This window comes from Mesorhizobium sp. WSM4822 (assembly GCF_055811155.1).
This window is the reverse complement of record NZ_JBVVQM010000013.1, coordinates 29,880-52,171: the sequence shown is the minus strand read 5'-3', so window position 1 is coordinate 52,171 and position 22,292 is coordinate 29,880. Positions and strand designations below refer to the sequence as shown.

General features: G+C 62.6%; 18 protein-coding genes. 9 read left to right on the top strand and 9 right to left on the bottom strand.

The features are described 5' to 3' along the window. Positions 1–69 precede the first annotated feature (69 nt). Together AC0L3E_RS26415 and otnK are read right to left on the bottom strand one after the other, a co-directional pair. Positions 70–708: a class II aldolase/adducin family protein gene (locus AC0L3E_RS26415; protein ID WP_473605983.1), complete on the bottom strand. Its 639-nt coding sequence runs from the start codon at positions 706–708 to the stop codon at positions 70–72. Continuing rightward, positions 708–2,081: a 3-oxo-tetronate kinase gene (gene otnK, locus AC0L3E_RS26410; protein ID WP_473605982.1), complete on the bottom strand. Its 1,374-nt coding sequence runs from the start codon at positions 2,079–2,081 to the stop codon at positions 708–710. The genes AC0L3E_RS26415 and otnK overlap by 1 nt, the downstream gene beginning before the upstream one ends. A gap of 146 nt (positions 2,082–2,227) precedes the next feature. Here otnK and AC0L3E_RS26405 point away from each other — a divergent pair, with 146 nt between their 5' ends. After that, entirely contained in the window at positions 2,228–2,965 is a 738-nt protein-coding gene (locus AC0L3E_RS26405; RefSeq protein WP_127267755.1) for a GntR family transcriptional regulator, read from the top strand. Between the two features lie 33 nt (positions 2,966–2,998). Here AC0L3E_RS26405 and AC0L3E_RS26400 read toward each other — a convergent pair whose 3' ends face one another. From AC0L3E_RS26400 to AC0L3E_RS26390, 3 genes are all read right to left on the bottom strand, one after another. Continuing rightward, the gene (locus AC0L3E_RS26400; RefSeq protein WP_473605981.1) at positions 2,999–4,228 is read right to left on the bottom strand and encodes an aminotransferase class III-fold pyridoxal phosphate-dependent enzyme; all 1,230 of its coding nucleotides are present in this window, start codon (positions 4,226–4,228) and stop codon (positions 2,999–3,001) included. Between the two features lie 119 nt (positions 4,229–4,347). Further along, positions 4,348–5,910 carry an ABC transporter substrate-binding protein gene (locus AC0L3E_RS26395; protein ID WP_473606038.1) on the bottom strand — a complete coding sequence of 521 codons (1,563 nt, stop codon included), beginning with the start codon at positions 5,908–5,910 and terminating at the stop codon, positions 4,348–4,350. Between the two features lie 84 nt (positions 5,911–5,994). Next, positions 5,995–8,166: a dehydrogenase E1 component subunit alpha/beta gene (locus AC0L3E_RS26390; RefSeq protein ID WP_473605980.1), complete on the bottom strand. Its 2,172-nt coding sequence runs from the start codon at positions 8,164–8,166 to the stop codon at positions 5,995–5,997. Positions 8,167–8,444: 278 nt separating this feature from the next. Between AC0L3E_RS26390 and AC0L3E_RS26385 the strand changes: the two genes are divergently transcribed. Together AC0L3E_RS26385 and AC0L3E_RS26380 are read left to right on the top strand one after the other, a co-directional pair. Next, on the top strand, positions 8,445–8,726 hold the full coding sequence (locus AC0L3E_RS26385; protein ID WP_127319713.1) for a type II toxin-antitoxin system ParD family antitoxin: 282 nt from the start codon (positions 8,445–8,447) through the stop codon (positions 8,724–8,726). Then, positions 8,719–9,018, top strand: coding sequence for a type II toxin-antitoxin system RelE/ParE family toxin (locus AC0L3E_RS26380; RefSeq protein WP_473605979.1), 300 nt, complete (start codon positions 8,719–8,721; stop codon positions 9,016–9,018). Before AC0L3E_RS26385 ends, AC0L3E_RS26380 begins: the two co-directional genes overlap by 8 nt. 44 nt (positions 9,019–9,062) lie before the next feature. On the opposite strand, the gene AC0L3E_RS26375 is transcribed toward AC0L3E_RS26380, so the two are convergent. Next, complete coding sequence (locus AC0L3E_RS26375; RefSeq protein WP_473605978.1) at positions 9,063–9,842, bottom strand: helix-turn-helix transcriptional regulator; 780 nt, start codon at positions 9,840–9,842, stop codon at positions 9,063–9,065. Positions 9,843–9,954: 112 nt separating this feature from the next. On the opposite strand from AC0L3E_RS26375, the gene AC0L3E_RS26370 reads away from it, so the two are divergent. The 5 genes from AC0L3E_RS26370 to AC0L3E_RS26350 all read left to right on the top strand — a co-directional run bounded on the left by AC0L3E_RS26370 (position 9,955) and on the right by AC0L3E_RS26350 (position 17,236). Continuing rightward, complete coding sequence (locus AC0L3E_RS26370; protein ID WP_128307123.1) at positions 9,955–12,114, top strand: hydantoinase/oxoprolinase family protein; 2,160 nt, start codon at positions 9,955–9,957, stop codon at positions 12,112–12,114. Positions 12,115–12,127: 13 nt separating this feature from the next. Beyond that, positions 12,128–14,332 (top strand): hydantoinase B/oxoprolinase family protein, encoded by a 2,205-nt coding sequence (locus AC0L3E_RS26365; RefSeq protein ID WP_473605977.1) that lies wholly within the window; start codon positions 12,128–12,130, stop codon positions 14,330–14,332. Next, positions 14,329–14,823 carry an acetone carboxylase subunit gamma gene (locus AC0L3E_RS26360; RefSeq protein ID WP_128307125.1) on the top strand — a complete coding sequence of 165 codons (495 nt, stop codon included), beginning with the start codon at positions 14,329–14,331 and terminating at the stop codon, positions 14,821–14,823. The genes AC0L3E_RS26365 and AC0L3E_RS26360 overlap by 4 nt, the downstream gene beginning before the upstream one ends. A gap of 87 nt (positions 14,824–14,910) precedes the next feature. After that, positions 14,911–15,738 (top strand): SDR family NAD(P)-dependent oxidoreductase, encoded by an 828-nt coding sequence (locus AC0L3E_RS26355; protein WP_127319703.1) that lies wholly within the window; start codon positions 14,911–14,913, stop codon positions 15,736–15,738. Between the two features lie 184 nt (positions 15,739–15,922). Then, on the top strand, positions 15,923–17,236 hold the full coding sequence (locus AC0L3E_RS26350; RefSeq protein ID WP_473605976.1) for an O-antigen ligase family protein: 1,314 nt from the start codon (positions 15,923–15,925) through the stop codon (positions 17,234–17,236). A gap of 191 nt (positions 17,237–17,427) precedes the next feature. Here AC0L3E_RS26350 and AC0L3E_RS26345 read toward each other — a convergent pair whose 3' ends face one another. Both AC0L3E_RS26345 and AC0L3E_RS26340 read right to left on the bottom strand, forming a co-directional pair. Next, positions 17,428–18,693 carry a polysaccharide biosynthesis/export family protein gene (locus AC0L3E_RS26345; protein ID WP_164761652.1) on the bottom strand — a complete coding sequence of 422 codons (1,266 nt, stop codon included), beginning with the start codon at positions 18,691–18,693 and terminating at the stop codon, positions 17,428–17,430. A gap of 100 nt (positions 18,694–18,793) precedes the next feature. Further along, on the bottom strand, positions 18,794–19,471 hold the full coding sequence (locus AC0L3E_RS26340) for a sugar transferase (RefSeq protein WP_023811581.1): 678 nt from the start codon (positions 19,469–19,471) through the stop codon (positions 18,794–18,796). A 601-nt stretch (positions 19,472–20,072) separates the two neighbouring features. Here AC0L3E_RS26340 and AC0L3E_RS26335 point away from each other — a divergent pair. Further along, a complete protein-coding gene (locus AC0L3E_RS26335) occupies positions 20,073–20,348 on the top strand; it encodes a hypothetical protein (RefSeq protein ID WP_023811582.1) in 276 nt (91 codons plus the stop codon). Between the two features lie 97 nt (positions 20,349–20,445). Here the strand turns inward: AC0L3E_RS26335 and AC0L3E_RS26330 are convergent, their stop codons facing one another. Then, the gene (locus tag AC0L3E_RS26330; protein WP_128308220.1) at positions 20,446–22,290 is read right to left on the bottom strand and encodes an ABC transporter ATP-binding protein; all 1,845 of its coding nucleotides are present in this window, start codon (positions 22,288–22,290) and stop codon (positions 20,446–20,448) included. Positions 22,291–22,292: the final 2 nt, after the last annotated feature.

Genomic DNA, 22,292 nt, shown 5'->3' with positions numbered 1-22,292 from the left:
GCGGGTCGACGACTGAGTGGTTCTTCACTTCAAGAGCGCGAAGAGCCGTTCCCGGAAATGCTCGGCCAGCTACTTCTGCTGGCCGTAATTCTTGTACCGCCCGCGAATGGCGGCAAGCTCGGTGCCCTCGATGATCGCCGGTGTGCCGGCGCTGCGCGCCAAAAGGTATTGCCGCGCCAAGGTCTCCAGCTTGATGGTGCGGATGAGCGCCATGTCGAGATCGCCGCCGAAAGCGATCATGCCATGATTGGCGAGCAGGCAGGCTGACCTGTCCTTGAGCGCGCCGACGGCAACCTTGGCCAGTTCGCTTGACGCGAACAGCGCATAGTCCGAACAGCGCACATCATCGCCACCGAAACCAGCGACCATGTAATGGAACAGCGGCAGTCCCTCGCGCAGGCACGATAGCGCCACGCAATGATCGGGATGGGCATGCACGACGGCACCGGCCTCGGGGAAAGCCTTGTAGATCTCGGCGTGCATTTCCCATTCGCTCGACGGCCGGAACGCTCCCTCCCAGCTGCCATCGAGTTGCATCGGCACCATCTGCTCCGGCCGAAGCGCGCTTGTAGCTATTCCCGTCGGCGTGATCATCATGCCGCTTGTCGTCCGCACACTGATGTTGCCGGTGGTGCCGACATTCATCCCGCTGGCGTCCAGCGTCTGCGTCGCGGTGATCAGGCTGGCGCGTGCAGTCTCGGTGCCCATCACGATGCTTTTCCTGTGGTTGGCCGCATGACAGGTTTTGCCGGTGGCCATATATCGATCGCCGGCGCGACGGTGGTCGCCCGTGTCATGTCTTGCAGGACGTCGGCGAAAATATCCGGGCCGCCGAGCTTCCCCGATTTCAACATCAGCGCCAGCGGCTCGGATGGCAGGCCGGGGAGGTGGGCAGTGGCACGCGACAGTCCCGGCCCCTCATAGGCACCCATGGCGATGCGGTCGATGCCGAGCGCCTTGACCACCGAACCGGCGGTCTCGCCGCCGGCGACGACCAGCCGCCGCACACCGAGATCGAGCACAAGAATTTGTGCGATCCCGGCCAAGATCTCTTCCGCCCTTGTTGCCACCACATCGCGGCCGTGCGCCTGCTGCAGCGCTTCGACCGTCGCTTGCGGCGCCGTCGTGGCAATGGCGATCATCGTGCCGGGCAAATGCCGCTGGGCGAAGGCACGCGCTTCGGCCACTACATCGGCGCCGGCGAAGGCGCTGGCCAGATCGATCGTCAGCAGTGGATTGTTTTGCGCAAAGCGTTCGAGCTGTTCGATGGTGCGGTCGGCAACGCTGCCGGCCAGCACCGCCGCTGGGCCGTTTATGGCCGGCAGGCTGGCGGTAACGAGATCGACTGAATTCAGCAGCCCATGCGTGAGCCAGGCCGGTGGCAGATGCGCGGCGACCGAGGAATTGCCGGTCATCAGCGGCAGGTCGAAGGTCGCTTCCGCGATCGCAACCAGGTCGCGCTCGCGGATCGTGTCGGTGACCAGCAGCGTCTCGCCGCCCGCGCTGTGCTCTCGTATGGCGTTGCGGATGGCCTCCGCCCCGGCATCGACGACGAGATAGGGCACCAGCCCGACCTTGCCTTTGCTCTGCGCCTGCAGCACGCGAACCAGATTGGAATCGGTCATCGGCGTCAGCGGATCGAAGCGCTTGGGCGATTCACCCAGCAATTGGGCGCCGCCGAACATGTGTCCCTGATAGACGGTGCGGCCGGTCTCACACAGCGCCGGGGTGAACAGCGTGACGCCGCCGCCGAGCCGCTCGAGCAGCGCCTCGGCGCAAGGACCGATGTTGCCGGCAGGCGTCGAATCGAAAGTGGCGCAATATTTGAAGAAGATCTGCCGGGCACCAGCTTCAAGCAGCCGGTCCGCCGCCTCCAGAACCTGGCGCACCGCATCGCTGGCCGCGATGACGCGGGTCTTCAGCAGGATCACATGGGCAAGATTGCCTGGTGGGATCGGCGCACTCAGTCCGACCGTGCATCCCGTTGGAATGCCGCGCGCCACCAGCATCGACGCCAGCTCGGTGCCGCCGGTCAGATCGTCGGCTATGGCGCCGAACAGGAGTGAAGGCGTCGCGGTCATGCGCCCCGTCTCATGTCCGTCTGCACCATGGCTGCCCGTCTCGCAGTTGCCTGTCTCATGTCGGTGGTCAGGCCATTCGTGGTATCATATACACAGCCCACGCGACGCAGGCGACGCCGGCGCCGCTGCAAGAACGGAGAGCGGATGTGACTGCTTCTATCGCGCCGATCGCGCGCGACAATCTGACGACGCGCGTCTACGAGGAGCTTCGCCGCGCCATGATGGAGGGCCGCTTCTGGCCGGGCCATCGCTTCAAGATCCGCGACCTTGCCGCCAGCCTTCAGGTGTCTGAGACGCCAGTGCGCGAGGCGCTGATGCAGCTGGTCCGCGAAAAGGGTCTGGAGATGGAGGCCGGTCGTTCGATCACCGTCGCCCAGCTGTCGCTGGCCCAATATCTGGAGTTGCGCAGCATCCGGCTGCATCTCGAAGGCATGGCGGGGGCGGCGGCAACAACGCGCATCGAGCCACGGGAGATCGACCGTCTGGCCGAGGTGCATGACAGACTGATTGCCAACGAGGACAATGGCCATTGGTTCGAAGCCGTCCGCGACAATTGGGAATTCCACCATTCCATCTACCAGGCGGCGCAAATGCCGGAGCTGCTGGCGATCATCGAGGGCATCTGGCTGCGCAACGGTCCGCTGGTGAACTATCAATACCCGCACGCCAGGCCGACCTACGACGGCCGCCACCGGCACCTCGACATTCTCGACGCGCTGCGGGCGCGTGACGAGAACGGCGTGCGCAAGGGCATTCAGCAGGACATGATCGAAGGCGGACGCCTGTTGGTCAAGGTTCTCGAACGGCTGAACGACGGTGCGGTCACGCCCGAGGAACTGCGCCGCGCGGCGCAGAACGGCCGCCTGGTGTCGGCCGTCGGCTGAGCGATTTGTTCCTTCCCACCGCATCGGCGCTGGTCACGCCACCTGCGCCGCTGCGGCCATGCCGGCATCGGCAGCCTGCAGGGCGAGATCTATGTCTTTTGCGGTATGCGCGGCACTCAGGAACATGTTGTGCCGGGGGTGGAAATAGGCGCCCTCGCGCAAGGCGGCCGAGCAGAAGGCGTCGGCCTTTTTGAATTCGGCATCGCCGTCGAAGAGCACCATCGGCATCGACACCGGGCCGGTCTGGCGAAGCGACAGGCCATGCTTCTTCGCTGCCGCATCGAGGCCTGAGCGCAGCCTGTCGCCGGCTTCAGTCATCCTGGAGATGGCGTCGGTGTCGCGCAGCGTGTTGATGGTGGCGATCGCGGCGGCCATGGCGACGGCGCCATACCAGAACGACCCCGTCACATAGACCTTGGTCGCGGCTTCGCGAAACCGGTCGGTGCCGGTGATCGCGGCAAGCGGATAGCCATTGGCGATCGCCTTCGAGAAAGCGGACAGGTCCGGCCGTACGCCGAGCGGTTCCCAGCTGCCGGCGAGATCGATGCGGAAGCCGGCCCTGACATCATCGACGATCAGCGCTGCGTCGGCGGCGGTGGTGAGCTCGCGCGCCCGTCTGGCGAAGGCGGCGGTCGGCAGTTCCTGGTCGCGGGCGATATCGTGGCGGAAAGCGGTGACGACGACGGCGGCAAGATCGCTGCCGGCCTGCTCGACGGCTGCCTCGAGGCTGGCAACGTCATTGTAGTCGAAATGGATGATATGGGCGCGGTCCTCGGCGGTGACGCCGGCGAGCGAAGGCGTGCACCACGGCACGGCGCCGTGATAGGAGCCGCGCGCGACCAGCACCTTGCGCCGGCCAGTGCCGGCGCGTGCGATCGTCACGCAGGCCGTGGTGGCGTCGGTGCCGTTCTTCTGCAGCATCGCCCAGTCGGCATGCGCGACGGTCTTGACCAGCAGTTCGGCCAGCTCGACCAACACCTCGCCAGGGCCGTTCATCGCATCGCCCAGACGACGCTGCCGCTCGGCCGCTGCCTCGACCGCCTGATGATGGTGCCCGAGGATATTGGGGCCCCAACTGCACATCAGGTCGATGTACTCGCGGCCATCGACATCCCAGACCCGGCAGCCGTCGGCGCGCTCGAAGAATTGCGGATAGGCGGAGCCGAGATAGCGCGTCGCCATGTGCCCCCACATGCCGCCCGGAATGACCGAGGCCGCGCGCTCGCGCAGCAACTGGTCTTTGGAGTTGATCAGGGAAGGCATAGCGAGTTCTCCGCGTATTGATATATCATATATTGATCTTAATGCTGGAAGAACAGGATTTGCTGACCGTCCAGGATGAGGAAGCGGGAGGCGGCTGGCCGCCTCCCGCATCTTTTCGCTCAGTGGCTGAGTTCCGCCAGCGGGAGGTTGCAGCAGGCGCTGTAACGCACGCCCTTGACGTCCGATTTGTAGGCCAGGATCAGGTTCGGGCTGATCAACGGCAGGATGATCCTGTCCTTGATCATCTCCTCGCCGGCCTGATGCCACAGCTTGGCGGCCTCGTCGCCGCTTGCCGCAAGGGCTGCCTTGTAGATATCCGCTTCCTTCGGATTGAGCACCGACGGGTCGCGCTCCGCGCCGGCGCGGCGCGCCCACGGGCTGCCCTTGGTCATGGCGAAATAATCGACGTATTGCGACGTGCCGTAATAGTCCGGCGCGTAGAACACCGCCGTCATCGGGATGCCGTCGCCATTGACGCGTTCGCGCCAGTTGGCGAAGGGGATCGGCTGCAGGTCGAGCTTGATGTTGATCTTGGCCAAATCCTGCTGAACCTTCTGCATCAACAGCGACAGATCAACGCCATAGACGTTCATGCCGGGAAACGCCGCTTCCATCTCAAAGCCGTCGGCATGTCCGGCCTTGGCCAGAAGTTCCTTTGCCTTGGCGACGTCATAGGGCTGCGCCTCGAATCCCGAACCGCCGGGGAAGCCGAGCGGGATCGGCGCACTGATCAACTGGCCCTCGGAGCCGATGGTGAAGTCGAGGATGCTCGGACGGTCGAGGCCGAGCGAGATGGCCTCGCGCACTTCGGGCGTCAGTGGCACCTTGTTGGCCTTGGCGCCGGGCGACAGCGCCACATAGATGAAATTGTAGGACGGCACGGTCTCGATTTTCACGTCGCTGCGGGTCATCGTCTTGGCCGTGTCCGGGTCGATCTGCATGGCGATGTCGGCGGTGCCGCTCTGCAGCATCTGTGCCTGGGCCACCGCATCCTTGGTCTGGCGGATGACGACTTCGCTCAGCGCCGGCGCCGTGCGCCAGTATTTGTCGTTGCGTGCCAGCCGCAGTTCCGAATTGGGCTCATAGGATTTCAGCACGAACGGTGCGCTGCCGGCCGAATGCGCCAGAAACCAGGCCTCGGCATTGTCTGTCGTCGAAGCGTCCGCATCGGCCTTGGCGCCGGCTTCGGAAGCAACCTTGCTGTTGACGACCGCTGCGTAGGGCGCCGCCGCGATGTTGAGGAATTCGGAGCTCGGCGCGACCATCTTGACGACCACCGTATGCGCGTCCGGGGTCTCGATCGAGGCGACATTGTCCATCAGGAACGAGGCGCTGCCCTTGAGGTTCTTCAGCCTCTCCCAGGACCATTTCACGTCCTTGGCTTCGACCGGCGAACCGTCCGAGAATTTGGCGGCCGGGTCGAGCGTGAAGGTGAAGCTGCTCTGGTCGGCATTGCCTTCCCACTTCGAGGCGAGCAGCGGTATCAGCTTATTGTCCTTGTCCAGCGTCAGCAGCGATTCATAGACGCTGGAATTGTAGATCTGGCAGGTGTCGCAGAAGGCGCGGTGCGGATCGAGCGAGTTGAGGTCGATGTTGCGCGCAATGACCAGCGGCTTGCTGTCCTGCGCGAACGTGGCCGGCGCCCAGAAGGCGCTGGTGGCCAGCAGCACGGCTGCCAGCATCTTCGCCCTGGTCTTGTTTCTCTGTAGGATGCTCATGTCAGTTCTCCCATTTTCTTGTCGGATCTTTGTGGCAATGCGTTCGCTCTATCCACCCACGGCAGTGAGGGATTGAAGCGCGGCCTTGAGCTTTTCAGCGCCGCCCAGTGCGGCGCGGTTGAGCGGGGCCGATACGACGGGAGCCGAGAGGCTTCCCGTCACATGCAGGATCTCGTGATCGAGATAATCGAACACGCGATCCTGAATCTCCTGTGTCAGTCGTCCGCCAAGCGATAGCCCACGCTGCACCTGTTCGATGACGGCCACCCGGTTGGTCTTGCGGATCGAGGCCTCCACCAGCGGCCAGTCGAGCCCGGTCGGGTCGAGGCTGCGCAGGTCGATGATCTCGGCATCGACGCCGGTCTCCTCGACCACCTGGCTGGCGACGGCAACCATGCTGGCGCTGGTGAGCAGTGTACAGGCGCTGCCCGGCCTGACGATCTTCGCCTTGCCGAGCCGCACGCAATAGTCGCGGTCGTCCGCAGGCACAGGGCCTTCGCTCGGGAACAGCTCGACATGCTCGATGACGACGACCGGATCGTCGCATTTCAGCGCTGAATTCATCAGGCCGATATAGTCGAAGGGCGTCGTCGGCGCGACGATGCGCCAGCCGGGAAACAGGGCGAACAGGCCGGACGGATCGCCCGAATGCTGCGAGCCGTAGCCGGTGTGCGGCGAGACGCGCACCCTGACCACGATTGGCACCGGAAAGCCGCCGCCGAACATGTGGCGCACCTTGCTGACCGCGTTGAACAGCTGGTCGGCGGCAACCAGGCAGAAGTCGCCGAACATGATCTCGACGATCGGCCGCAAGCCGCAAAGCGCTGCACCCAGCGCCACCCCGACAAAACCATTCTCGGCGATGGGCATCGCCAGCACACGCTCCGGCCAGCGCTCCAGCGCGCCCTTTGTGGCGCCCGAAACGCCGCCGCGCAGCCGGTGCACATCCTCGCCCATGATGATGATGCGCGCGTCCTGCTCCATGGCGCGCGCAATCACCTCGGACGCGGCAACCATGAACTTGACCGGCCTGGTGTCGGCCGGCGCGTCCTCGATCTCGAGGAAGCGCTCGCCCTTCAGTTCGGAAAGATCGCCGCGGATCTGGTTGTCGACGTCGCTTGGGTCCGGCCACAGATGATCAGGAATGCGCAGCGCGTTGCCGCTCATCTCGGTCAGGGAATCGGCAGCGGTGTTGACCACCTCCATGACGCGCTGGTCGAGTGTACCGAGGTCCGAAGCGTTCAGGATGCCCATCGTCTTCAGGCGAGCCGCCATCGTCGCAAGCGGGTCGCGCGCTTTCCAGACGTCTTCCTCGGCGCGCGTGCGGTAGCCGAATTCGCTGCCCGGGCGGGCGCCGCTCTGGTGTAGAAACCGATAGCAGAGCGCCTCGACCAGCACCGGGCCGCCGTCTTCCTCAATCGTCCGGCGCGCCTCGCGCATGGCATGGTGGACTGCCACCACATCCATGCCGTCGCATTCGATGCCGCGAAAGCCGAGCATAGGTCCGCGCGAGGCCAGCCGCGTCTCTCGCGTCTGCTCATTGATGTGCGTGGAGACGGCATAGAGATTGTTTTCGGCGAAAAAGATCACCGGCAGCCGGTAGAGCGCGGCGATGTTCATCGCCTCATAGGCCGGCCCTGCCATCATCGTGCCGTCGCCGAAGAAGGCGACCGAGATGTTGCCGGTGCCGAGCAGTTTGTCGGCGAGCGCATAGCCCGCCGCGTGCGGCAGGTTGCCGCCGATAATGGCGCTGGTGCCTGGGATGCCGGAGGCATCGTCGCGCATATGCATCGAGCCGCCACGGCCGCTGCAATAGCCTGACTTGAGGCCCATGATCTCGGCCATCAGGCCGCGAACCGATCCCTGCATGCCTGGGTTGAAAGCATCATGCAGCGGGTCGAATCCGCCGGGCGTCTGCGCGTTGACAAGCTTGGCCAGCACCTGGTGATGGGCACGGTGGGTGCCGTTGATGCGGTCGCCGGTGCCGAGCACGGACATGGCGCCGACCGCCGTGGCCTCTTGTCCGATGCTGGCGTGGGCCGGACCATGCACCAGCCCGGCATTGGCCAGATCGAGCACCTTTTCCTCGAAACGGCGGATGAGCAGCATCTGGTGATACCAGCGCACCAGGCTCGACACCTCGGCGTCGGTCCAGTCCGAATCGTCGACATCTAGCCGCAACCAGGGCGCCGATGGCTGGATCGATGTCTGCTGGACCATGTCAGCTATTTCCGTTCTGGTAGATGATATATCAAATATTTTCTCAGTCGATTGGGCCGTTCATTTTTCCTGGGGCACGAGGCTGGCTAGAAGGTTGCAGGCAAATGGAATTAAATTTCATTTTTGCGAGAAGGCAAAGACTAAGCCGGGACGGCGCGGTTCCGCAAGAGGAATTTTGAGACTGCTAGCAGCGCCGATGTCGGTTTCTTGGGCCGACAGGTTTTCTAACGTATTGGATATTGGTATGATATAATCACACCGACATTATAGGAGAAATCATGGCTGCCACCGAAAAGCGCACCTTCAGCCTGCCAACAGAGCAGGCTGCTTTCATCGACCGTCTCGTTGAATCAGGAACCTACGCGACCAGCAGTGAAGTGATCCGCGCCGGCCTTCGCGCCCTGCAAGAGCGCGACGCGGCCGTAGAGCGCTGGCTCCGCGAGGAGGTTGTGCCGACCTATGACAGGTGGAAGGCGGATCCTTCCCGAGTTATCCCAGCCAGCCAGGCTTTTGACGACATCCGCGCTCACCACGCCGCCCGCTTTAAGAGGGATGTGTGAAGCGCCGGCATATTGTTCTGTTGCCGGAAGCCTAGCGGACTTAAGATGGATATACGACACCATCGAGATCGCCGCCGGCAACGTCACGGCCATACGCTATATCGAGCGTATCGAAGCCTACTGCCAGGGTCTCGACTACGCCTCGGAGCGCGGAACACGCCGTGACGATCTGCGGCCAGGGCTTCGGGTCGGTTTCGAGCGCCGTGTGACGGTGACCTTTACAGTGGAATCCGACCAAGTGGTGATCTTCCGTGTGTTCTATGGCGGCGCCAATTGGGAGGATGAGCTCTAACCTGCGACGGGAAAAGCGTAACCCGCTAGCTGTCCGAACCCCGGCTATCGGTCGACCCGATGCTGGAAGAACTGCAAAAATAATTCACGCTCCGTGGTGATGTCGAGCTTCTCGTAGATGCGCCGACGATGGTTCTTGACCGTGCCGACGGTGATGCCGAGGCGTTCGGCGATGTTGGCCGTCGGGTGACCGGCGAGGATCAGTTGGACCAACTCCCGCTCGCGCAGTGACAGCTCCGGCCACAGGCTGGCTGGAATGGTCGGTTCCTGGCGGGGCGAGGCGCCGGGGCCTGTCGGCGCTGACGTGCGGGAGAATTCCGTTCCGCGCGCCTTGATGTCGAGCACATGCAGCGCCTCGAACACCGGCAGCCGTTCATCCAGCAGGGCGATCTCGCTGTCCTTGAATGGCGTGGTAGAGCGGTCGAGGAAGATGCCGAGGCACCAGTCGCCGCCGTCCGCCAGCATGATACCGACTTCGTCGCAGATCTCCGACTGCGCCAGGAAGCCGGCTATGTACTGACCGCGCTTGGCCTCGTCGTCGGCGAGCCGTTTCAGCGGCATGATGCCCAGCCTTCGCTCGCGCCGCCACGAGGCATAGAACGGGTCGAAGACATAGTAATTGTCGAGATAGCGCCGGATCATTTCGTCCGAGAAGCGTCGGTGCTTGATGAATTCGGGTGTCTGCGTCGTCGAATAGCGCGTCACCGTGACGAGGTCGTGCTCGATATCCGCGCCGATCAGGTCGATCAGGCAGTCGACATGCCTGTCCGTGCCGGTGGCGGCGATCGCTTTGGCGAGCGGCGCCCAGATATTGCCCATGCGCATGCCCTTTTCTCGGCGATGTCAGCTCAGCCGTCATTATGTCTTTGGGCATATGGCGCGAAGCCGCCCATCGAATCTAGCCTTGCGTCAACCTAGACCAGATCCCGAGGCGACCGTGACCCAACCCAATCTCACCGGCCCCATCGTCGGCAATCCAATCGTCATCGGTATCGACGCCGGCGGCACCATGACCGACACGATCCTTGTCGATCAGGACGGCCACTTCAAGATCGGCAAGTCGGCGACCACGCCGAAGAACGAAGCCGAAGGTTTTCTCGCGTCTGCCGAGGACGCGGCGGATGCCTGGGGCATCTCGCTGGAATCATTGTTTTCCGGCGTCAACGTCGTGCTCTATTCCGGCACCGGCATGCTCAACACACTGTTGTCGCGCACCGGCCGCCGGCTCGGCCTGATCACCACCAAGGGCCTCGAGGACATGATCCTGATGGGCCGGGGGCTGCAGGCCTGGGCCGACTATTCCTATGCCGACCGGCTGCATGCCGTCACCCATCACCATCCAGATCCGCTGGTGCCGCGCCGCCGCACGCATGGCGTCACCGAGCGCATCGACCAGTTCGGCGACATCGTGCTGCCGCTCTACGAACACGAGGTCTCCATCGCCGCGAAAAAATTGATCGCCGACAAGGTCGAGGCGATCTGCATCATGACCATCTTCTCGCATGTCAATCCGGTGCACGAGAAGCGCATCGCCGAGATCTGCCGCGCGGAGGTCGACAAGGCCGGCGCCGACATCATCGTCTACACCAGCCATGAGGTCCGCCCGGTCATCCGCGAGCAGTCGCGGCTGAATTCGGTGCTGATCGAGGCCTACGCCACCTCGCGCGGCCGCAAGCAGCTTAGGGGTATAGAGGACGTCTCGAAGAAATACGGCTTCAAGTATGGCGTGCAGACGCTGCTCTCCTTCGGCGGCCTGACCTCGATCAACCACCCGCGCCTGCATGAAACCATGATCTCCGGCCCGATCGGCGGCATTCTGGGCGCTGCCTATGTCGGCAAGCTGATCGGGAACGACTCGCTGATCTGCTCGGACATGGGCGGTACCTCCTTCGACATGGGCGTCATCACACGCGGCCAGACGCGGATCGAGAACGAGCCGCTGATGGACCGTTTCAAGCTCAACGTGCCGACGCTGCATCTCGACACGATCGGCGCCGGCGCCGGCATGATCCTCAAGGTCGATCCCCTGACCAAGAAGGTCTCGCTTGGGCCGGAAAGCGCCGGCTCGGATCCCGGTCCGATCTGCTTCGATCGCGGTGGCACCGAGCCGACCATCGCCGATTGCGACGCCATCCTCGGCCGCCTCAACCCACACTATTTCCTGGGCGGCAAGGTCGTGCTGCAGGTCGAAAAGGCGCGCCGCGCCTTCGAGGAAAAGTGCTCCAGCGTGCTCGGCGTTGGTGTCGAGGAAGCCGCGGAAGGCATGATCGACATGCTGGAGTCCGATGCCAACAACGCGCTGCGCCGGGTCATTTCCGGGCAAGGCATCCATCCCTCCGAATTCACGCTGCTGTCCTATGGCGGCTCGGGACCTTTGCATCTGGCCGGCTGCTCCAGGGGCATCGGCTTCAAGGACATCATCACCTTCCAGTTCGCGGCCGCCTTCTCCGCCTTCGGCTGCACCACGGCCGATTTCATGCGGCGTCATTCCGTCTCCACCCAGCACGACATCCCGTCACGCGCCGACGAGGCTACGCTGGCCGCCTTCGGCGCCAAGGTCACCACGGTCTGGAACGACCTGACCAAGGCAGCGGTCGACGAGATGATCGCCGACGGCCATACCAGGGAGAAGATCAGGACCGTGCCGTTCCTGATGATGCGCTACACCGGCCAGCTCGAGGACGTCGAAGTCATGGCGCCGCTTGCCAAGGTCGGTTCGGCCGACGACATGCGCAGGGTTATCGACGAGTTCGAGGCGGTCTATGCGAAGGTCAACCATCGCGTGTCACGTTATGGCGAAGCCGGCTTCACCATCACCGAACTCGGGCTGATCGCCACCGCCGACAAGGTCAAGCCGGTGCTGCTCAAGCGACCGCTCGGCGCCTCCAACCCGGCAGCCGCCCACAAGGGCGTGCGCGAGGCCTATATCGGTGGGCGCTGGCACAAGGCCAATCTCTACGAGATGGATCTGCTTCAGCCAGGCCACGAAGTCATCGGCCCGGCCATCATCGAACATCCCGCCACCACGCTCGTCGTTCATCCGCAGGACCGTGTCCATGTCGATGAATGGACGCTGCTGCACTACACCCACGCTTGAGAGGGCGACCGCCATGTTGGACAAACCTGCCTCGGCCCTGCGCCTTCGCGAAAGACTGCTCGATTCCGAGCGGCTGATGGAAGAGACCGGTTGCTATGACGGCATTACGGAACTCACGCTGCGCAACCAGGATCCGCTGAAATTCGAGACGCTGCACACCAAGCTGCGCGCCTATTGCGTCTCGGCGCGCGAAATGGCGCGCCGCATCTCGGCCTCGCCCGGCGTGCGCGAGGTCGGCGAAATGGTGGTCGCCATCTACACGCCCGAAGGCGACGCCATCGCTCTCTCCAACGGCATCATGGTGCACGTCCATACGATGAGCCGCTTCATCAAATGGATGATCAAAAACGGCTACGAGGACAACCCTCGCATCCGCGAAGGCGACATTTTCGCCAACAACGACGCCTTCATAGGCACTGTGCAGGTGCCCGACGTGATGGACGTGGTGCCTATCTTTCATGAAGGCACGCTTGTCGGCTGGGCCGGCGCCGTCTGCCACGAGCTGGAGGCTGGCGGCATTACCCCAGGCGGTGATGTGTGTCTCGCGCAGGAGCGCTTCACCGAGGGTCTGTTCGTCTGCGCCGAGAAGATCGGCGAGAACGACGAGATCCGCCGCGACTACGTCATCCGCTGCGAGCGCAATCTGCGAATGCCGATCTACTGGGTGCTCGACGAGAAGGCCAAAGTCGCATCCTGCATCGACATGCGCGAAAGCGTCAAGCAGCTGATTTCCGAGATCGGCCTCGACTACTGGATGAAGGTGTCGAAGGAGTTCATCGAGGAAGGCCGCCGTGCCCAGCTCGCCCGCACCCGCCAGCTCACCGTCCCCGGAATCTATCGCGGCCACACTTTTTACGGCCACGTCACCGCAGGCAAACCCGGCTTCCAGCTGCTCGGCGATCCGGACTGGCTCTACAACATCCCGATCGAGATGGAGATCACCACCGACGGCAAGATCACCATGGACTTCGAGGGCACGCAGCCCTGGGGCTACCATTCGATGAACTGCACGCCGGCCGGCATGGATGGCGGCATGTTCGTCACCTTGACCCAGCACATGAATTTCGAAGGGCTGGTCAATGACGGCGCCTGGATGGCGACCGAACTGAAACTGCCGCACGGCACCTGGACCAATCCCGACAACGAGATGGTGGCGACCGCCACCTCATGGGCGCTGCTGCTGCCAGCCTATGGCGTCTTCCAGCGGCTTTTGTCGCGCAGTTTTGTCGCGCGCGGCTTCGTCGAGGAGGCCTTCGTCGGTCAGGTCAACAGCCCCATGATCGAAATGGGTGGCGAGAGCCAGTACGGCACGCCGTTCGGCATGGCCCATTTTGAATGCGCCGCCGCCGGCTCCGGCGCGCTCGCAATCAAGGATGGTCTCGACACCGCCTATGTCGGCTGGAACCCGGAATCCGACATGGGCAACATCGAGGTCTGGGAACAGTCGATGCCGATGGTCTATATCGGCCGCTCGATCGTGCCCAACTCCGGCGGTGCCGGCAAATATCGCGGCGGCTGTTCCTTCGTTTCGACCTGGCTGATCAACAAGACGTCGCATCTGCGGCTCCACACCTCCGAACATTCTTCGCGCGTGTTCGACAATGGCGGCATGTGCGGCGGTTATCCGGCGCCGACCTGCCAGAAGCATCGCGCCGTGCGCAACTCAGACATTCACGAACTCGCGGCAAAAGGCGAACCGCTGGCGCATGCGCCCGGCATCGATCCTGACGTCTCCGACTACGAGAGGAACATCGGCGGTGATCATGTCGTGGTCGAGGGGCCCTACATCACCTCGCCGCACAAGTCCGGCGACATCTTCAGCCATTCCTACAATGGCGGCGGCGGCTATGGCGACGTGCTGGAGCGCGATCCGATCAAGACGGCCTGGGATGTCGAGAACGGCTTTCTCACCCGGCAAGCGGCGGACCAGGTTTTCGGCATCGTGCTGAAGGACGACGAAGACGGCTATCCCATCGCCGATATCGGCGCCACGGCCGAACGCCGCGCGGCCATGCGCAAGGAGCGCCTGGCCAGGGCGATTCCGGTGGCGGACTGGATCGCCAAGGAGCGTGGTCGTGTCGAGAAGGCCGATTTCGCCCCCGAGGTGAAGAAAATGTACGCCAGCGCGATCAAGCTGTCGCCGCGCTTCACCAGCGAATTCAGCGAGTTCTGGAACGTCGATGCCAGATCGATCTTCATGCCGGGAGCAAAACCATGACCTCGTACAGCAAGGAAGTCCTGGGCGATCTGGCCGCAGGCAAGCTGCCCTGGCCACAGACAAGGCGGATCATGAGTGCCTACAAGGACGATGACCGTTTCTTCAAGATGGTTGCCGTCTATCAGGATCGTGTCGCCTGGAAGGATCCGATCCTGCTGCCGGTCTCGGACCATCTGTTCATCTGCCAGAGTGGCGATGAGCGCATTACCCGCTGCGAATGCGGCCACTCCTTCGGCGACTATCGTAAGAACTGGAAGCTGAAGGCTGCGATCAACGTCCGCAACACCGAGGAGGCTTTGCGCGAAATCTACCCGAACAGCGATCTCCCCGATGCCGAATGGATGGAGATCCGCGAATTCATCTGTCCGCAATGCGGCACGCTGCACGAAGTGGAAGCGGCGGCACCTGGCTATCCCATCGTCCACGATTTCGAGCCCGACCTCGAAGGCTTCTATCGCGAATGGCTAGGCAAACCGCTCCAGCAAACATGAAACGCTGGCGATGGAGGCTGCGCCGGTGTGATTGCCAAATACGGTCAGGCCTGATTGCCTGCCCGGACGAAGTGGAGACCGTGCGCCATGAACAACCTTTCCGGCCGTAGCGCCATCGTTACCGGTGGGTTCTCGGGCATGGGCTTTGCCATTGCCACGGCTTTGGCTGAAGCCGGCGCGAACGTCGCCGTCGGCTCCTACATCGCGCCGGCCGGCGCCGACAGGTCCGATGCCGCCTATTATCCCGGCGCGGACGAGATCGAGCGCGTGCGTGCGGCCCTTACCGCCCACGGAACGAGGGTTCACGCCGCACACCTCGACGTTCGCGACAGCGACGTCGCCAATCGGTTCGCGGCTGACGCCGAGGCGGCCATCGGCCCCGCCGATATCCTGGTCAATGCCGCTGGGACGACCGCGGAGCAGCCGGTCTGCGGCCATTCCGACGCGCTATGGGACAAGATCGTCGATACCAACCTGACGGGCGCCTTCCGCGTCACGCGTGCGGTACTGCCGGGCATGATCGAACGCGGCTGGGGCCGCATCGTCAACATCGGCTCAACCGCCGCCTCGGTCGGCTGGAAGGACAACCCAGCCTACTGCGCGTCCAAGGCCGGCCTTCTCGGCCTCACGCGCTGCGTGGCGCTGGAGGGGGCAGCGCATGGCGTCACCTGCGTCATGATCAGCCCGACCTGGGTCGAGACCGAACTGATGCGCCGCAATGTGGCGCAGGTCGTCGAGCGCGAAGGCAAGGGGCGCACCGCTGAGGAAGCGATGGCCGAGATCGCCAAAGGCAACCCGCAGCAGCGCATGCTGCAGCCGCAGGAGATTGCCGCACTGGCGGTCTTCCTGTGCTCGGATCTCGCCAAGGGCATCACCATGGAGAACATCCAGATCACCGGCGGAGCGCTTTGGTAGCGGCTGATCTCTCCGCAGATGCCTCGCTGTAAGACAAGGTGACCGGATTTGCCATTGAGCGCCGGGCGCAATAGGTTATATTGCACTGCACAATGGAGACGCCGTTTATTGCACGCCCATATTTGCGAAGATTCCGGCCGGCTCATGGCTTGCCGGCCCTGGGTCGTGTCGGCGGAACCCTGAGATGAAGATTCCAAAGTCCCTGCTTATCGATCCCGAGAAGAATTCGGTCTATGGCGCCTTTGCCGTAGCCGTTTCGATCTGGGCGTTTTCTTATTCGGTCATCTTCGGCCAAATCTTGATCCTGGCCTATTATGCGGTCTGGCTTCCGCTCATCCTGGTCGACTACCGGCGGTTTCTGCGGCATCTGTCCAGCGCCTGGCTGCCGCTGCTGTTTGCGGCCTATATCTGCTTCTCGGTTTTCTGGTCACAGGCTCCCGGCGTCACCGCAAGGACGTCGGTCCAGTATTTTTCCCATATTGCCTGCGCCTACGTAGCTGCGCGCACCGTCAGCGTGCGCACGCTGACCATAGGGGCGCTGATCGGAATATTCGTCGTCCTTCTCTATTCGCTGAAGGTCGGGAGTTATTCCGAGGATGTCCTCGACGGCACCGTGAACTTCGTCGGCGCCTTCGCCTCCAAGAACCAGATCGGCTTTGTCGGCTCGCTCGGCATCTATTTCTGCGTTGTCTTCCTTGCCTTCTACAGGCGCGGCCGGCTCAGCTTCATCCTGGCGGTGCCCGTCGTGCTGCTGTCGGCCTATGTCCTGGTCGCCTCGCATTCCGCCACCTCGATGGCCTCGATACCCGCGGTTCTAGCGCTGGTGGCGCTTCTTGCGATGAGCAAACTTCTGTCACGCCGCTATCGCCGGGTCATCTTCCTGATCGGCGCCGGCCTGCTGGTCGTGACGGCCTTCGTCGCCTTGAATCTCGGGCTGATGGACTTCGTCCTCGGCCTCTTCGGCAAGGATTCGACGCTCACCGGGCGAACCTATCTGTGGGAGCAAGGCTGGAACACGGTCCAGAAATCGCCGATTCTCGGCGTCGGCTATGCCGCCTATTGGGTGCAGGGCTTCGCTGAAGCCGAGCGGCTGTGGAACGAATTCTACATCACCACCCGCACCGGCTTCCACTTCCACAACACCTATATCGAGGCCCTCGTCGAACTCGGCTTCGTCGGAGCGACGCTGGTGTCGCTGATCATGCTGCGCACGCTCTACGGCCACGTCTCGGCGGTTATCTTCAAGGCATGGCAGGCTGACTCGGTGATCCTTTTCGGCGTGATGGTGCTGCTGCTGATCCGCTCCTTCGTCGAGGTCGAGATACTGAATCCCTACATCATGGGTTCTTTCCTGATGTATTTCAGCTTCTTCAAGCTGGCGCGGCTGCCCGTTACCCGCAGGCGGCGGTCACCGGCTCTGGAGCCGGCTGACGCGGCCGGGGGCGAGACTGACTGGCCTCGGTATACCGGCCATCCGGCGGGCGCAGGTCCCTCATAAACTATCATCTCGCGGGCTGAAGGGAGCGGCCTTCCTTTTTTGAGCAAGCATGTGCTCGGACGGGAAGCCTCGATCCCGAGACGGCTATTATGGTTTCCGCAGGGAGATGTTCAAACAACTGAGCCAGAGCCTCATCCCGATTTGTCGGGTGAGGCTCTGGCTCGAAACACTGGATCGTGTTGGAAGTCGGTCTATTGGCTGGCCAGCGGCGCCAGCTTGATCTTGATCACATCGCCAGGCAGCACCGGAGTTTCTTCCTTGGCGGCTATTTCGGTGGTCTTGCCGTCGACATTGCGCACCAGTGAATAGAGCAGGGTCGGCTGCTGATCATTTGTCATAGCGGCCGCCATCGCGGGATCGCTGGCCTGGGCTATCAGGCCTTTCTGCATGTTCACCTTCAACGCGGCCTCGTTCAGGTCGGCTTCGGTCTGCTGCCGGTCAGTGGCGAGACTTGAACTCAAGGTGTTCTGGGCATCGATAGCATCCTGCTTCGCCTTGCTGATCGCCTGCTTGGCGGTGAGGATGGCGGTTTCGTAGTCCAGGATCTTGCCCTGCAGGTCGGCCACGGACTGGCGCGAATCCAGCAGTCGGGCATTGGCGATCAGGCCTTTTTGCGCCAGCGGACCGATGCTGGCGAGTTGCTGCTGCGCCAAGTCGACCTGCTGCTGCTGATTGACGATCTTCTTCTGCAGCGACTCGATTTCAGATTCCAAAACCCCCTTCAGGTCGTCGAGCGCCTCGAGTTTCAGCTTCAGCGCCTTTTGGTCGGCCGTCAGAATCGTCATCTCGTCCGCCACGATGGCCGGCAGTCTCGGATCGCCCTCGACCTCCTTCGGCACGTCGAAACTCGCTTTGCCGGCCATATCCGCATCGATGCGGGCGCGCCTTACGATCAGTCGGATGCGCTGGTCGTCGGAGATGTCGAACATGCCCTTGGCGGTGACCAGGTCCTTGCCGAGCTGGGGGCCGTAGTCGGCGTTGCGCCTGATGCCGCCGGCGACGCTGATTGCCTTCAACACCGTCAGGTCCGGGACATAAGGAAATTGGCCTGGGTTCTGGACTTCGCCCGAAATGTAGAAGGGCCGGAACTGCGCCATCTCGACCGAGGCTTCCGGTCGGTCCGACAAAGCGAGCTTTTTCTGCAGCGCCTCGCCGATCGCCGCCGCGATTTCGGACGTGGTCTTGCCGGATGCCGGCAACTCGCCGGCGAACGGCACCGACAGCGTACCGGATGGACCGACCGTGTACTCGCCATTCACCGCCGACCAATCACGAAATGTGCCTTCGACTGTCTGCCATTCGGCGACGCGGATGGTGAGCTTGTCTTGCGAGCCGAGGCGATAGTCGCCGGCGGCGGCGATGTGCGGGACGACGAGCGCCATGGCAAGGCATGTGGCCAGCAAACGCGCCCGCCGCAGCCGGCCGGAATCCGGGCCGCTGCGAAAGGCTTCGAACAAATCTGTTTTCAACTCAACGTTCCGATCCGCTATAGCCCCATCGCCCGATGAGCTTGCGTCGAATGGCCGATGCCAATGTCTGGCATTGGCCACCGGCCGGTCAGTAAGAACCACGCGACATCCAGACGGCCGGGACGGTCTTGATGATGATGCGAACGTCCTCGAACAGCGACCAGTTCTCGACATAGTGGCGATCGAAGGCGACGCGGCTGTCATAGGACACATCGTTGCGGCCGCTGACTTGCCACAGGCCGGTCAGGCCCGGGCGGGATTTCAGGTAATAGACGGCGGACGTGCCATAGATCTCCAGCTCGTCGCGCACGACCGGACGAGGGCCGACAAGGCTCATGTCGCCCTGCAGGATGTTGATGATCTGCGGCAGCTCGTCGAGGCTGAGTTTCCTCAGCACAGCTCCGACACGGGTAACGCGCGGATCGTTCTTCAGCTTGCGGGTGGCGATCCATTCCGCGTTGGCGTCCGGGTTGGTGGCGAGATAGGTTGCCAATACCCTGTCGCCGTCCGGAACCATGGTGCGGAACTTCAGGCAAGGAAAAATCCGCCCGCCGCGTCCAATTCGCCTGTGACCGTAGAAAATCGAGCCGCCGTCGGAAAACTTGACCAGCAGCGCTATCATGACAAACAGCGGGCTGAGTGCGATCAGTCCAATCAGTGAACCGGCGATATCGAAGCTGCGTTTGAGCAAGCCGCCGATCGGTGGCGGAAAATCGATGTCAGCCTGCGAAAAGCTCGCCGTGGCCGACTTGGCAACGTCCCTCATGCCGTAAACTCCATGCGTTGAACGAATGGTTCAGCGCACGATACCAAAAAAATGTTGCAGCGCAACACACAATTTACCACCCCATTGAAATAGTCACGTCATGAATTGACTAAATAATAAGCTTGCCATGCACAAATTTCGGCGTATTTAGCACATTTGTGACAATAAATGGGCACGGCCGAAAAAATAGAGGCCTTTGTGGGGCGGTTTTTAGGCGGACCTACCTATTTGCCAAGGCAAGCTGAAAATTAGTGCTTTATCATGCCCTGATGCTTGGTGAAAACCGTATAAAATACTACTTAATATTGTCTATCTTACTGGAAAATGCCGAGGAGAGGAGATCGGCTTAGCTCCCGTTGCGTGCATTGCAGCATGGCAGAGTCGATCGCAAAAGCTCGATCAAAAATATCCGAAGTTGCCCTTGCCGCCTATTGCTCGCCTTAATAGAATTGCAAATTATACCTGTCACGGTGACGACAGGTGGAAAAGGCCGGAAGCAACCGGTCGAGAGTGGGCGACCTTAACAAGCCCACATGACAAGGGACGGCGCTCGGGTGGGGCAATCGTGATAATACCCGAGCCGGTTTATGGGCTGTTGGGTATGGCACTTCCAAAATTCATCCTCGGGATGATTTTCGCTCTGGCGATTGTCGTCGGCTGGTCCTGGCTGGGCGGAGCGTCGATAGGCACGATATTGGTGCGCGTCATCATCTGCGCCGTGATCATTCAGGCCGGCTATTTCGTGCTCATCTACACCATGATCGCCAGGAGCGCGCCGACGCCTGCCGACATAGCCCGTGACGCCGAGCGCAAACTGAACGCACCAGAGGTCGCCGAAAGCGAGAAGCTGGGCGGTGCCAGGCGCGGCCTGCATTGATGCAGATTGCTCAAACCTGCCCCCGGTTTGGACGCATGCTTCGAAACAAGAGACTAGGCACCGCGTGAGTCCGTTTCGGCGCGTCTTGGTCGCCGGCTCACGCGACATCGGCGGGTTCGCCCTCTGACTGTTCCCCCGACAGCATCCTCGACAACCGGCTGCCGGTTTTTTCCTTCAGCCGCTGATATTGGCCGACCTCGACGATACGGCCGTTTTCCATCGCCACCACCCAGTCGGCGAAGGCGATCATCGACGGCCGGTGCGCGATGGTCAGGATCGTCATCGTGCCGCGCAATCCGTCGATCGACCTGGCGATCAGCGACTGGTTCTGCCAGTCGAGCGCGCTGGTCGCCTCGTCCAGGATGAGCAGTGACGGCTTGCGCAGCAGCGCGCGCGCGAGCGCGATGCGCTGGCGTTCGCCGCCCGAGAGCCGCACGCCGCGATCGCCGACCACCGTCTCGAGCCTGAGGTCGAGCCGTTCGACAAACTCGCCGGCGTGCGCCTGATGCAGCGCGGCCCACAGGTCGCCATCGCTGGCCCGTGGCGCGGCAAGGCGCAGGTTCGCCGCGATCGTGTCGTGCAGGAGGAACACGTCCTGCGGCACATAGGCCACCTGGTCGCGCCAGCGACGGCGATTGCTGGCATCGATCTCGACGCCGTCGACAAGCATCATGCCGGTGGTGGGCTCCAGCAGGCCAAGCAGCATATCGGCGATCGTGCTCTTGCCCGATCCGGACGGGCCGATCAGGGCGGTGACCTTGCCGGCGGGCAGGCCGAAGGTGATGCCGCTCACCACCACCTTGTCGCCAGCATCTCCATAGGCGAAGGAGACACCGCGAATATTCAATCCCGTATTGAGGGAGAGTGTCCCGGCGTCGGCGAACTCGGTATGGCCTGGTTCGCGTTCGGCATCGAAACGTGCCTGCAGGCTGCGCATTGCCGTAAAGGCGGGCAGGTTGATCAGCACTTGCTGGGCTTGCGTCTGCATGTCCATGAAGCGCGGCGCGATGCGCATGAAGACCAGGAGCAGGACGACGATCTCGGCCAGCGACAGGTTGAAGCGAACCAAAGCCACATAGATGAACAGGCTCAGGCCCACCACGCTCGCCACTTGGAATACCGCGGTGCCGATGGTGCTGTTGCGCACATAGTCGATATTGTCGGCCTTCATCTTCTCAAGCGTCGACCGCAGCTGCGCGAAATAGCTGTCCTCGACGTTCAGGCTCTTGGCCACCTTGATGCCGCCGAGAAATTCCGAGACCGTCCGGTACTGATCCTGTCGATTGGCGGTCAGCACACGGCCGAAGGCAGTGGCCCGTGTCCGGAAGGGCTGCAGCGCCACGAACATCAGCATGCCGATGACGACGGCAAACAGCGTCATGACCGGCGAGATGAACATGGAAACCAGGAGATAGCCAGCCAGAAGAACGGCGATCTGCACCAGCATCAGCAGTGAGAACGCCGCGCCCTGGACGCGGTCGATGTCGCCGGTCAGGGCATGATCGAGGTCGGAACTGCGCATGCGGGTAAAAACGCCCCAGCGCGCCTTGCCGATGCTTTCGAACAGGTTCATGCGAACGCGGTTGACGAAATCGAACAGCAATCTGGCCATGTAGACCGACTTGAAGCGATTGAACGCCGCCTGCGCTGCAACCAGCCCGACCAGCGCGCAAAGCACGGTCGTCAGCTGCAGCGTGCCGTCAGGCACCAGCCAGCGCACGAAATCATTGTTGGGCAGCCGAACAGCGAAATGCTGGTCGGCGCGTCCGACCAGATGCAGCAGCGGGATGAGCAGCAGGATGGAGATGCCCTCGGTCAGGCTGCCGAGGATGAGGAAGAACAGCGCCGTCCATGTTCGCCGGCCGCCGATCCGGGCAATGGCCGCGCCGAATGCGGCAATTTCTCGAAACAGCGACAGGCGAAGGGTTGGGGACTTCGACATGG

What these genes read in the sequence shown, in the direction of transcription:
- AC0L3E_RS26390 (WP_473605980.1), bottom strand. Translation starts at nt 8,166, where the DNA reads ATGGTCCAGCAGACATCGATCCAGCCATCGGCGCCCTGGTTGCGGCTA.
- AC0L3E_RS26360 (WP_128307125.1), top strand. Translation starts at nt 14,329, where the DNA reads ATGACCTCGTACAGCAAGGAAGTCCTGGGCGATCTGGCCGCAGGCAAG.
- AC0L3E_RS26395 (WP_473606038.1), bottom strand. Translation starts at nt 5,910, where the DNA reads ATGCTGGCAGCCGTGCTGCTGGCCACCAGCGCCTTCTGGGCGCCGGCC.
- AC0L3E_RS26355 (WP_127319703.1), top strand. Translation starts at nt 14,911, where the DNA reads ATGAACAACCTTTCCGGCCGTAGCGCCATCGTTACCGGTGGGTTCTCG.
- AC0L3E_RS26330 (WP_128308220.1), bottom strand. Translation starts at nt 22,290, where the DNA reads ATGTCGAAGTCCCCAACCCTTCGCCTGTCGCTGTTTCGAGAAATTGCC.
- AC0L3E_RS26415 (WP_473605983.1), bottom strand. Translation starts at nt 708, where the DNA reads ATGGGCACCGAGACTGCACGCGCCAGCCTGATCACCGCGACGCAGACG.
- AC0L3E_RS26375 (WP_473605978.1), bottom strand. Translation starts at nt 9,842, where the DNA reads ATGCGCATGGGCAATATCTGGGCGCCGCTCGCCAAAGCGATCGCCGCC.
- AC0L3E_RS26365 (WP_473605977.1), top strand. Translation starts at nt 12,128, where the DNA reads ATGTTGGACAAACCTGCCTCGGCCCTGCGCCTTCGCGAAAGACTGCTC.
- AC0L3E_RS26380 (WP_473605979.1), top strand. Translation starts at nt 8,719, where the DNA reads ATGTGTGAAGCGCCGGCATATTGTTCTGTTGCCGGAAGCCTAGCGGAC.
- AC0L3E_RS26385 (WP_127319713.1), top strand. Translation starts at nt 8,445, where the DNA reads ATGGCTGCCACCGAAAAGCGCACCTTCAGCCTGCCAACAGAGCAGGCT.
- otnK (WP_473605982.1), bottom strand. Translation starts at nt 2,081, where the DNA reads ATGACCGCGACGCCTTCACTCCTGTTCGGCGCCATAGCCGACGATCTG.
- AC0L3E_RS26400 (WP_473605981.1), bottom strand. Translation starts at nt 4,228, where the DNA reads ATGCCTTCCCTGATCAACTCCAAAGACCAGTTGCTGCGCGAGCGCGCG.
- AC0L3E_RS26335 (WP_023811582.1), top strand. Translation starts at nt 20,073, where the DNA reads ATGGCACTTCCAAAATTCATCCTCGGGATGATTTTCGCTCTGGCGATT.
- AC0L3E_RS26340 (WP_023811581.1), bottom strand. Translation starts at nt 19,471, where the DNA reads ATGAGGGACGTTGCCAAGTCGGCCACGGCGAGCTTTTCGCAGGCTGAC.
- AC0L3E_RS26350 (WP_473605976.1), top strand. Translation starts at nt 15,923, where the DNA reads ATGAAGATTCCAAAGTCCCTGCTTATCGATCCCGAGAAGAATTCGGTC.